Consider the following 11724-nt stretch of genomic DNA (forward strand, 5'->3'; position numbering starts at 1 on the left):
TTACTGAAGATTTAGCTAACGGAGGCAAAGCATACGGTACTAAAGAAGTTGGTGACTGGTTAGCTGCTAACGTATAAAAGTTTATTTTGTTTCAGGTTTCAATCCCGATAGCTATCAGGACTGAAACTTGAAACAAAAAAAGGGATCAACTTTCGTTGATCCCTTTTATATTTTAGAAAAAATCTTTTTTTAGTAATCTCCTCTGTTTCCGCGATCTCCGCCACGGTTGTTTCCATAACCACCACGATTGTTTCCACCACGGTTGTTATTAAAACTTCTTCTTTCGCCTTCTGGTTTTGGTTCAGATTTGTTTACAACAATTGTACGCCCAGAAACTACTGCTCCGTTTAATTCGTCAATTGCTTTTTGAGCTTCAGCGTCATTTGGCATTTCAACAAAACCGAATCCTTTACTTCTTCCAGTAAATTTATCAGTAATAATTTTAACAGAGTCAACTGTTCCATAAGCCTCAAAAGACTCTCTTAAATCTGCTTCCTCAATACTGAATGGAAGGCTTCCAACGAAAATATTCATAGATACTTTTTTATAATAATAAACAAATGTAACCTTATTTTCATCTAATCTACTATGGTATGAATTTATTTAAGTTTTTATTGGGATTTAAGAAAATTTAGCTTAATAACTAAAATTTATTCCGCAGACAATCTAGGATCTCCAACAACAGTTATTTTATAAAAAACACCTTCCGTAAAATTAACTTTAGGACTTTCGACATCTCCGGCATCTCTGTTAATTCCTGTAAATCTAAATGTCCCTGAAATGGTATTATTTTTAGTATCGTAATCTGTAATAACGATTTGTCCTGTACCATAATTTTCTCCTGTAGAATAAAACGACAAAATAGAAGGAAGTGTATTTTCATAAGTAGCTTTAGAAATTTCATTAACTCCTAAACTATAAGATTGCTCGGCAGAAGACTCCGTTTGCAAAATAACCTTTTCATAACCCAAATTTCCTTCAATAACTATTGTACCATTCGAATTCAAGTAAGCTTTATAAACCTGAGCTCTCCAAAAAGTATTATCTTTTAAAGTCTGAAAAGCAGGATTATTAAATCTGACATCTTCTGTACAAGATGTAACGATAAGTAAAAGTGATAAAAAGTAAAAGTATTTTTTCATGTTTAAAATGAATTTCATGCAAAAGTATTGCATTAAGGCCTAAATACTTAAATTAAAAAGTCAAAAAAATGCTAAAAAACACCGCTTAAATATAATTAATGCCTTTAAAACGAATTATTGACAAAAAAATTATATCTTTGCGCCCTTAATTAACGGAGGTCGAGTACCTCAAAATTTAATCATAAGATTATGTCAGTAAAAATTAGATTACAAAGACACGGTAAAAAAGGAAAACCTTTTTACTGGGTGGTAGCTGCAGATGCACGCTCAAAAAGAGATGGTAAATACTTAGAGAAAATCGGTACTTACAATCCAAACACTAACCCAGCAACTGTTGAGTTAAACCTTGACAGCGCAGTTAAATGGTTACACAATGGTGCACAACCAACTGATACTGCAAGAGCTATCCTTTCTTACAAAGGTGCTTTATTGAAACACCACCTTGACGGAGGAGTTCGTAAAGGAGCTTTAACTCAAGAGCAAGCTGATGCTAAATTAACTGCATGGTTAGAAGCAAAAGCTGGAAAAGTTGACGCTAAAAAAGATGGTTTATCTAAAGCTAAAGCTGATGCTAAAGCTACAGCATTAAAAGCAGAAAAAGAAGTTAACGCTAAACGTGTTGCTGATGCTGCTGCTGCACAAGCTGAAGCTGCTGCCGCTGCACAAGCTGCTGAGGCTACAGAAGAAGTTGCTGAAGCAACTGAAGAAGCTCCTGCTGCTGAAGAGAATAACGAAACAACTGAAGCATAATTTTACTTAGCGATAATGCGTAAAGAAGAATGTTTTTATTTAGGTAAAATCGCTAAAAAATTTAGTTTCAAGGGGGAAGTTCTGATCTATTTAGACACAGACGAACCTGAGTTATACGAAAATCTGGAATCAGTGTTTGTTGAACACAACAAACACTTGGTTCCTTTTTTTATTGAAACAAGTTCTTTACACAAAAACGACTTTCTAAGAGTTCGTTTTGAAGATGTAAATACAGAAGAAGATGCTGACGCTCTTGTTGGAAACGGCATTTATCTTCCTTTAACGATGTTGCCAAAACTTACAGGCAACAAATTTTATTTTCACGAAGTTATTGGTTTTGAAATCGAAGACCAGCGTTTAGGCGTTTTCGGAAAAATTACTTCTATTAATGATTCTACTGCCCAACCTCTTTTTGAAGTTTTAAATGGTGAAGTTGAAATCTTAGTTCCAATGATTGATAACTTTCTTGTAAAAATCGATCGTGAGAACAAAAAAGTCATCATGAATCTTCCTGAAGGTCTTGTGGAAATGTATCTTTAATTAAGTATTCAGTCACAGTGTTCAGTGTTCAGCTTCCTAACTGAACTTAAAAATAATTCATCATGTTTAAATTTAAGCAATTCTCTATCAACCAAGATCGTTGCGCTATGAAAGTTGGCACAGATGGTGTTTTGCTTGGTTCATGGGCTCCTATTTCCCACAATCCTTTTAGCGTTTTAGATATTGGTGCTGGAACTGGAATCATTGCTTTGATGCTTGCGCAAAGAAGCCATGCAGAACAAATTGATGCGCTTGAAATTGATGAAGACGCGTACGAACAAGCTGTAGAAAATTTTGAAGCTTCTCCTTGGGGCGATCGTTTATTTTGTTTTCATGCTGGTTTGGACGAATTTATTGAAGAACCTGAAGACGAATACGATTTGATAGTTTCAAATCCACCTTTTTATGCTGAAGATTACAAAACAGACAATGAACAACGTGATTTAGCTCGTTTTCAAGACGCAATGCCTTTTGAAGAAATTGTTGAAGCTGCAGATTTATTGCTTTCGGAAAACGGAATTCTAGCTGTTATTATTCCTTTTAAAGAAGAAGAAAAATTTACTGCATTAGCAAAAGAATTCGAATTATATCCCTTAAAAATTACCCGAGTAAAAGGAACTCCAAAATCCGAAATCAAACGTAGTTTATTGGCTTTTAGTCGAAATGAAGTTTCTGAAATTGAAATCGATGAATTAGTTATCGAAATTGATCGTCATGTTTATACTCCAGAATATATTGAGTTAACTAAAGAGTTTTATTTGAAGATGTAAAAAAAACCTTTTTGTCAAAGTTCGAAATTATGCCAAATAAAATTCTATTTTCCATCTTTAACAAAAAGAATTGCTCTTTCTAAAATCTCATCTCTTCCTTGCTGAATTCCTAAGATGGTTGGTTTTACTTCAATATCTGGAACAATACCGATTCTTTGAGTTTCTTTTTTATTTGGATAAAAAACACCTATTCCGCTAAATGCAGTATAAAATCCTTTTACTATCTGAAAACTACAAACATTTCCGTCTGCACCTGCTGTCTGACTTCCAATTATTGTAACATCGGGAGCTGTTTGTATACTCATTGCTGTAAATTCTGCGTGACTCTGCGTATTTTCATCTACTAAAACAATAACTTTTCCTTTATAATGATTAGGATTTTCACTTCCTATACTAAAATTCTTGCTCCAGACAAATTTTCCGGGATACGTTACATCAGGATACGTAAATCTTGCAAAATCTTTTTCTTTAGAATTGATCCATTCAGCAATTGGAGACATTACACCGTTAGGATAGCAGCGGTTATCAAAAATCACCGCTTTTGTATCTTTTAAATTCTCAATTAAGACAGGAACATCATCATACATAAGCGAAGTAAAATCTACATAACCTATATTGCCTTCCAAAATTTTCCATTTTTCTTTCTCCACTTTAGGCTTCAGTTTTAAATCTTTATACAGATAACGATTTATAGATTTAACAGTCGTTTTTTCATCTCTTACAAATTCAATTTCTGCATTTTTTGAGTTTCCGTTAAAAACAGCAATATTCGAATTTCTTAAAACTGTTGGAGTATTAGAACCTTCTATATACTTTGTTTTTTCATTTAAAATTTCAGCAATTGTTCTACCATCAACTTTTGTAATTACATCACCAATCTTAATATCATCTATCTTGGTAAGAGAATCATTTTTTGATCTTATAACAACAGCTTTATCATCAATAATTTTTGCCTCAAAAGGAATAAATTTGTCTCCAAAATTTAAAAATGTTACCCTTGTATTAAAAAAAGCATGCGAATCATTTAAATTTACAATTATCTCTTTCATTGCCAAATGAAAATCAAGTTCTGATTTAGCATCAGAAAACTTTGGTAACAAATTCTCTAATGTTTTATCCCAATGCTGATCCATTTGATATTTGTATGGAAAAAAGTATTCTATATAATTCCAATATCGGAATAAAGCTAAAAGACGCAGGTTTTTATCTGTCCATTTAAAATCAGGATAATTTATTTCATTCGAAATTTCTTCAAAAACCCCTTTAGTATCATCTTCTGTAAATACAATATAAAATTGTTTTCCCTGAATTCTGTTCTTTTCAATAAATTTGAGTTTTTTCGAAAGTGATTTAGAAAAGATTTCACTATTAGAAATCCACGACAAATCGAAATTTTTATCAAAATACTCAACTGTTTTTGAAGATTTTATAGACTTATAAGACTTTATTTCTCCAAATGAAACAATCCATTTTTCAACTACAGTTGAAAATTCTTCTGCTGTTTTAGTTTCTTCAATTTGAGATAAAATCTGAAACAACTGATCGTCCCAATTTTTACTTCCATCTGCCACATTTGGATGGTAATATTTTAAAAATCCCCACACTTTACAAACCGCAGCAAGTTTTTGTGTTTCGGTAATTGGTTTTGAAAAAGAATATTGAAAAAAAAGAACAAAAGCAATTAATACAATTTTTTTCATATGATCTTTATGATTTTAGGTAAGTTTTATTTCTTTAAACCTGCTCAAAAATATTCTTAAACTGATACAGAATTCTCTCGATTAAACGCAAATCTTCCGTCACAATTTCGGCGCTTCCTTTCATTTCCTGTTGAAAAACAATTTGTTTATCATAAGACGTTTTTAAACCGTTTGGCAGGGTAACATCTATTAATAAATTTCCATCTTTATCTGGAACAAGCGAAATATTTTTGATTTCACCTTTTAATACTCCAAATTCTCTATCAGGATAATTAGCTAAACGAATATTCACACGTTGCCCCACTTTTATTTTCCCTGAATTTAAAGCCGGTGCTTTGACTTTTCCAATAAAGCTATTTTTTGCATCTGGAATAATTGAAAAGACATTGTCTCCAACATTTATAGTCTGATTTTCATTCCAAACCTGTAAAAAAGTAACCTTACCACTAATAGAAGATTTTAGTGCGTATGCGAGTTCCCAGTCTCTTATTATTTTTTTTAATTGATAAAATGACTGCGAAACACTGCGATCGAGGCTAACTTCTTCTTTAGTGCTGTTTATTTGCGAATTCTCACTAGATTTTGTGTTATCAATCAAAGAAGATCTTAGTTGAGAAATTGAAGACAATAAACTTCTATAATTCTTTTGTGCTTGAAGGAAATTTAATTTTTTAACTTCCATTTCTTGAGCAGAAATAATCCCCTTGTTGAATAGCGTTTCAAAACGAGCCACTTCATTCTTTTGCAATTCTAATTCTCGTTCATTTATTAATTTTTGCTGTTGCAAAATTTCCAATCTTTCTGTTATCTGAATTTTCTCAGATTGCTGTGCCCTTCTTTCAACTTGAAAAGGATGCAAATCTTTATTCAGTTCCTGAGCCTGATAATCTTTCTGAAAAGCAGCATAAGCACTTTCTATTTCACCTAATTGCAAGTTTTTCAATAAATCAAAAGGAAATTCTTTTTTTGAATTGTTAATATCATAACCGTCGACAATACTTTTTAATAGAAAAACATCTTTGTAATTTGCTGTATTTTCAATAATGGCTAATGTGCTATTCTTTTCAACCAATGTTTTGTTTTTAACTAATATCGCCTCAATACGCCCAGAAGATTTTGAAACAATTTTTTCTGGCGGAATATTAGTTGTAATCACAATTTCGGTTCTTACCACATCCGGATATTTCACAAACCATGATACAAAAAACAGCATTATAATAATGGCAAATATCAAGACCGTTCCCCATCGTATCATCCAATGTGGTACTTTGGTCAAGATATCCTGAACCTCTTCGCTTCTTAATTCAAATGAATCTTCTGTCATGCTTAATTTCCTAATTGCAGTTGGTTTTTAACTAATTCAAAATAATTGCCTTTTTGCTCTACTAATGCAGAATGGTTTCCTATTTCGATAATTTTTCCTTTATCCAAAACCACAATCTGATCGGCATTCATCACAGTACTTAATCGGTGTGCAATGACAACTACTGTTTTATTTTCAAAAAAGATGTCCAGCTTTCTCATAATTTCTTTTTCATTGTTGGCATCTAAAGCAGAAGTCGCTTCATCAAAAAATAAAACTTCTGGATTTTTATAAACTGCTCTTGCAATTAAAAGACGCTGTTTTTGTCCCGTACTCATTCCTAATCCTTCTGCTCCAATTTTGGTATTAAAACCAAGAGGTAATCCTGCTATGTATTCTTTGATATTAGCAACATCGGCTGCATAAAGTAATCGTTCTTTATTTACTCTATCAGAACCAAAAGCGATATTATTAGCAATAGTATCACTAAAAATAAAGCCTTCCTGCATTACTGCTCCAACATTTGTCCTCCAAGCTTTCTGAGAGATATTTTTAAGCTGCGTGCTTCCAACTAAAACTTCTCCTTTTTCTGGTTCGTAGAACTTTAAAAGTAGTTTCATTAGTGTTGTTTTTCCGCTTCCGCTAACTCCCACAATCGCAGTTACTTTATTGGCCGGAATTACTAAATTCAAATTATCCAAAACTGGAATATCTGAACCTAAATAACGAAAAGAAAGATTCTTCACCTCAATATCAACATCAAGGGGCACTTCATTTGTCTGATGTTCCTCCTGTTGGAGTTCATCTTCTTTTTGATGAATTTCAGACAATCTGGCCAACGAAATTTTCGCATCTTGCAATTCTCTTACAAATTCTATTAATTGCGTAATTGGGCCATTTAAACTCCCTACAATCGCGCTTATAGCGAGCATCATACCTAGCGTTATTGAACCCTCAATTACTAATTTTGCAGAAAGCAGGATAATAAATATGTTTTTTAATTCATTAATTACAGATGAGCCGATTGTTTGTGTCTGTTCTAAAATGAGCCCTTTTATCGAAACTCTGAAAAGTCTTGCTTGTACATATTCCCAGCCCCAACGTTTTTGTTTTTCGGCATTATGAAGCTTAATTTCTTGCATTCCGTTAATTAGTTCCATAACTTTATTTTGTTCGTTTGAAACTTCTGCAAAACGCTTATAATCGAGAGCTTCTCGTCTTTTTAGGAACAGTGTAATCCATCCAAAATAGAAAACACTCCCTATAAAAAATACCAAAAAGATCTGTAGATTGAAATAAGCCAAAACAGCACCCATAACAAACATATTGATTACCGAGAAAAGAACATTCAGAGAAGACGTGGTCAGAATTTTTTCTATACGTCGATGATCGTTTATTCGCTGCATGATATCTCCTGTCATACGGACATCGAAAAAGGAAATGGGCAGATTCATTAATTTGATAAAGAAATCTGAAATAAGAGAAATATTGATTCTTGTGGATAAATGCAACAGAATCCAACTCCTAATTAATTCTAAGCCTGTTCTTCCTGCGAAAATGAAAAGCATTGCAAACAGAATCAAATAAATGAAATGAATATTCTGATTCTGAATTCCAACATCGACAATACTCTGGGTTAAAAACGGAAATATTAAATTAAGTAAACTACTCGCCAAAAGTCCAATAGCAAGCTGAATAAGAAATGATTTGTATTGAAATAAATATTTAAAAAGAAATCGAAACCCGAGACCAGAATTTTCTTCTCTATCAAAATCAGATTCAAAAAATTTCGGAGTTGCTTCTATTAGTAATGCGATACCTTCTTTTGTTGTATCATCAGCATTATTACCGATCCAAAACTTTACAAAATCTTCTTTATTGTATTCTAAAAGTCCAAAAGCAGGATCGGAGATATAATATTTATTATTTTTTATTTTATAAAGTACTACATAATGATCTTTATTCCAGTGAAGAATACATGGCAGAGGAGCTTCTTCTATTCTTTGTACAGATAATTTTACTCCCAGAGTTCGAAAGCCAATTTTTTCGGCGGCATCACTCAAAAAAAGCAGATTACTTCCTTCACGAGTGGTTTCGCTAAAATCTCTCAACTCCTGAATATTGATTGTCTTCCCGTAATATTTAGCTATAATTTTTAAACATGTAGGCCCACAATCTTTATGGTCGGCTTGTCTATAATGGGCGAATTTTTTCAATTTTCTTTGATTTATTCAAGACTAATGTAGGAAAAAAATTTCTTGTTAATCCATAAAAAAACAGAGAAGATATAAATCTTCTCTGTTTTAGGTATTTATAAACAAATTATCAGCAACACAATTTCTTTAGGACATGGCCGCGGTTTTACCCTAACCAATTAAAATTAAACACAGCGGCCAACTCCTAAGAATCCCAGTACCAATCATCAATACTGAGAAAATGCTCAATGTTCCACGATCGAGCGCCTATACATTCAAAAAAAACATGACTAAATTCTAAATAAGGCTATATCGTATTACTTTTAAAAAAGTTAAAAATCAACAACAAAGACGACTTGTATTACAAATACCCGATGATGTATTTATCGGACAAGTTTCGCCTGGTGGTATTAAAATGCATCCTGCTTCCATAGCATAAACCCAGCACTCAGGAATTCCTCCTCTCATAGTTTTCTGCTCATTTCTATTTATAATGTGAGCGCCATTAAGATTTAAATTTTTTTTCAGCATATTAATACAATTTTTATAGTAACAGAGTTTTATTGAATCTCTGTTACTATATAAATATTAAAATTAGCAAGCATAATTTTTTTCAGCGACTGCATCAAGACAATTAGGTTCTGCTGTTTCGCCTCCTAAAATGTCTTTTTGCTCTTTTTTGGTCAGCTTTTTAGTTTCTTTACTTTTTAAAATCTTTTCTAACATAATTGGTTATTTACGTTTTTTGGGCAAGTCTCATAATCTATGAAAACAAGACTTTAGATCTTTAGTTTTTAACAGCTTCCAACATAGCTATTTGGTACGCAACTCCAATATGATGGCACTGTTCCATACTCTGTACATCTTTTAGCTTTAAATCCATCCTCACAAATAGGAGCGTTTCCTCCATTTATTGTTTTTTGCTCATTCGCAGTCAATTCAACTGCACCTTTCAATTTCAATATATTCTTTAACATAACGCAGGTATTTTGGGGTTACTATTATTTTTATGCGATTCTTTCTAAAACCTGAACTTCATCTACATAATCGTTCAGGAAGTATTTTAATTCGTTTAATTCATATTCATTTGGAAATAATCTCTCATTTACAATTTTAACAGGTGTATAATTAAAATTATTCATTGAACACCAATCATATTGTTTTTGAATTTCCTGGCTAATCATCATGCTAACAGAATCTACATGCCATTTTTTAAGCCATTTTTTATAAGCCATTCTTTTGATATACCAATCAGAAATTGCTTCAACAGTTTTTCCAGGTGTGGCTCTATTGATTGTTAAAAGTCTTTCAACAACAGCTTTATAAGGATTATCATTGTTTTCTGGATTGATATTAAAAAGAACGTTTAAAAATATTCTATCCGGAAATTTGATTACCAATTCAAAAGCTTCTTGAAATGTTTTATAACAATGTCCGCAACTAGGGCTCAATATAACGGAAAGTCTTACTGCTGCATTTTTATTCCCGAAGTTCAATCCTCTTAAATCTTCAAATCCTTTAGTATATTTTACTTTTTTGGACAAGAAGTTTAGCAGAGAGTAATTTCTTTTAAACTTTTTAAGCTCTTTTAATGAGTATTCGTTATCAAGCAAATTCTTAATCATTACTTTCACAGCTGCCCAAATCGGAATTAAAAGCAATAAAGAGAATACGTATGGAAAAACCGTATTGAAACTAAAACTTAGTGTAAAAAGATCTGATGAGAACCACATGATGCTTTGAACAAGTATTAAAAACGATACTGCCAAACACATTACACACCATTTTTGAATTTCAAATTTCTGAATCCAGATGGAGCAAACTACCACAGGAATTGCCAACAAACTTAAAAATCCAACAAATATTGCTGAGCTTAAAGGCTGAACCAAAATTGCAATTATACTTGAACTAAAGAAAAGCAATGGTAAATCTGAAAAACTTAGCCATCTGTTTGCAATATCATCATTGAAACTTATAACCGAATGACAAGAAGAGTTAGAACTTAAATTACAAAATTTTGAAATTACAGTGTTTTTGACTCCCCATTTTTGCTGAACAATAAATATGCTCACAATCAAACCTAATATTGAGGTAACTAAAAAAACACTGCTAAATAAATTAAAACCATTATAGAAAAGAGACAAACCTGTTAGCAATACTAAAGGCAGAAAATATTTTAACCAGTTGTACTCTACTTTTAAATTTTCTCTTGCTACTACGTTATTTGGTTCAATAGCTACAATTACTCCATTCCAATCTAAAAGAAATTTATCGTAAGATAATTTTTGACTTCCTTTTTTTAACGTTGTAATTCTAACACCATTTTTTATCTTCTCGACCAGAATTAATTCCTCTTTAAAATAGGCCAAAAAATTAGACGGCAAATCGACGATTTGTTCTTTCGAAACTCTCACTGCTGCATTCTCTACAGAAAGCAAATCGAACGAATCTGTAATGGCAAATAAACTTGGATAATTTGGATGCGATAAAAACAGATCTTTGAACTCATTTTTTATGTCTGAGTACTTGTTGATTTGTAGAAATTTTTGAACCAGTTTTAACATCGCTTTTGATCGTTTTTAAATCATAATTACACTGCAAAGATTGGGGTTTTTATTGATAAAAATCGCATGTATATATACATTTTATTAATTATACCACATACAATTTATAAATTATACCAAGTATAGTACATTATACAAGTTGCTGTAAAACAATACATTATATTTATTTTTTTTGAATAAAAAGCTCTGAAACTGTATTTTCGATTAACGGCTGTTCTTTTTATCTAGTTTTGGAAAAGCAATAATCTAAACATCGAAAAACATGAAAAAGCGGAGATAAAAATCTTATGATTTTAAAGAAATTAATCATAAAAAATGAGGTTAAAAAATGACAAAAAAAATCTAAAATATACCTCAAAATTTGATATAGAATACTTCCCAAAAAACGCTTAAAAAGACAATTTACAAAACAAGATAAAACTTACAAAAAAATCTATTTTTTAATGTATTTTTAAACAAAAAATATAAACTCAAAATTATTTATATAACCAATTTTAACGCTTTTTTTGGCGTCAAAAAAAGAATTGCAATAAATTATTTAAGAAAGATTAATCTTATTAAAAAATCATCAAAACAATTATAGACATGAAAAATTTAACATCAAAATTCAACGATTTCCAAACAGAAACAATCTCTAGAAAAGAGCAAAAAACAATTATTGGCGGTGGAAATGATACCGATCCTAATGATCCAAGAAAAAACAATGGCGGAAACGGAAACGGTTAATCACCAATTGAAATAAAAACATAAAGAAAATCTC

The 11724-nt window shown here is 31.6% G+C and carries 12 protein-coding genes; 4 read left to right on the forward strand and 8 right to left on the reverse strand.

The window, feature by feature from the left end; genetic code table 11:
• Positions 1–189: 189 nt before the first annotated feature.
• Positions 190–534, reverse strand: a complete 345-nt coding sequence (locus VGE71_RS19660; protein WP_026727056.1) for an RNA recognition motif domain-containing protein — start codon at positions 532–534, stop codon at positions 190–192.
• Positions 535–650: 116 nt separating this feature from the next.
• On the reverse strand, positions 651–1142 hold the full coding sequence (locus tag VGE71_RS19665) for a DUF6252 family protein (RefSeq protein WP_331139821.1): 492 nt from the start codon (positions 1140–1142) through the stop codon (positions 651–653).
• Positions 1143–1331: 189 nt separating this feature from the next.
• On the opposite strand from VGE71_RS19665, the gene VGE71_RS19670 reads away from it, so the two are divergent.
• The 3 genes from VGE71_RS19670 (at position 1332) to VGE71_RS19680 (ending at position 3202) form a co-directional block, all read left to right on the forward strand.
• Positions 1332–1892, forward strand: a complete 561-nt coding sequence (locus tag VGE71_RS19670; RefSeq protein ID WP_144215896.1) for a 30S ribosomal protein S16 — start codon at positions 1332–1334, stop codon at positions 1890–1892.
• A 15-nt stretch (positions 1893–1907) separates the two neighbouring features.
• Complete coding sequence (rimM, locus tag VGE71_RS19675; RefSeq protein ID WP_144215898.1) at positions 1908–2432, forward strand: ribosome maturation factor RimM; 525 nt, start codon at positions 1908–1910, stop codon at positions 2430–2432.
• Between the two features lie 62 nt (positions 2433–2494).
• Positions 2495–3202 carry a tRNA1(Val) (adenine(37)-N6)-methyltransferase gene (locus VGE71_RS19680; RefSeq protein ID WP_331139822.1) on the forward strand — a complete coding sequence of 236 codons (708 nt, stop codon included), beginning with the start codon at positions 2495–2497 and terminating at the stop codon, positions 3200–3202.
• 44 nt (positions 3203–3246) lie between these two features.
• On the opposite strand, the gene VGE71_RS19685 is transcribed toward VGE71_RS19680, so the two are convergent.
• The 6 genes from VGE71_RS19685 to VGE71_RS19710 all read right to left on the reverse strand — a co-directional run bounded on the left by VGE71_RS19685 (position 3247) and on the right by VGE71_RS19710 (position 10964).
• Positions 3247–4902 (reverse strand): S41 family peptidase, encoded by a 1656-nt coding sequence (locus tag VGE71_RS19685; protein ID WP_331139823.1) that lies wholly within the window; start codon positions 4900–4902, stop codon positions 3247–3249.
• A gap of 34 nt (positions 4903–4936) precedes the next feature.
• Positions 4937–6226 carry an HlyD family secretion protein gene (locus tag VGE71_RS19690; RefSeq protein ID WP_331139824.1) on the reverse strand — a complete coding sequence of 430 codons (1290 nt, stop codon included), beginning with the start codon at positions 6224–6226 and terminating at the stop codon, positions 4937–4939.
• 2 nt (positions 6227–6228) lie between these two features.
• On the reverse strand, positions 6229–8421 hold the full coding sequence (locus tag VGE71_RS19695; protein WP_331139825.1) for a peptidase domain-containing ABC transporter: 2193 nt from the start codon (positions 8419–8421) through the stop codon (positions 6229–6231).
• A gap of 573 nt (positions 8422–8994) precedes the next feature.
• Positions 8995–9126, reverse strand: coding sequence for a hypothetical protein (locus VGE71_RS19700; protein WP_331139826.1), 132 nt, complete (start codon positions 9124–9126; stop codon positions 8995–8997).
• A 68-nt stretch (positions 9127–9194) separates the two neighbouring features.
• Positions 9195–9377, reverse strand: a complete 183-nt coding sequence (locus VGE71_RS19705; RefSeq protein WP_144215908.1) for a hypothetical protein — start codon at positions 9375–9377, stop codon at positions 9195–9197.
• Between the two features lie 30 nt (positions 9378–9407).
• Positions 9408–10964, reverse strand: coding sequence for a vitamin K epoxide reductase family protein (locus tag VGE71_RS19710; RefSeq protein ID WP_331139827.1), 1557 nt, complete (start codon positions 10962–10964; stop codon positions 9408–9410).
• A 585-nt stretch (positions 10965–11549) separates the two neighbouring features.
• On the opposite strand from VGE71_RS19710, the gene VGE71_RS19715 reads away from it, so the two are divergent.
• Positions 11550–11690 (forward strand): rSAM-modified peptide, encoded by a 141-nt coding sequence (locus VGE71_RS19715; protein ID WP_331139828.1) that lies wholly within the window; start codon positions 11550–11552, stop codon positions 11688–11690.
• Positions 11691–11724 lie beyond the last annotated feature (34 nt).

Source organism: Flavobacterium sp. (genome assembly GCF_036405015.1).
GTDB lineage: Bacteria > Bacteroidota > Bacteroidia > Flavobacteriales > Flavobacteriaceae > Flavobacterium.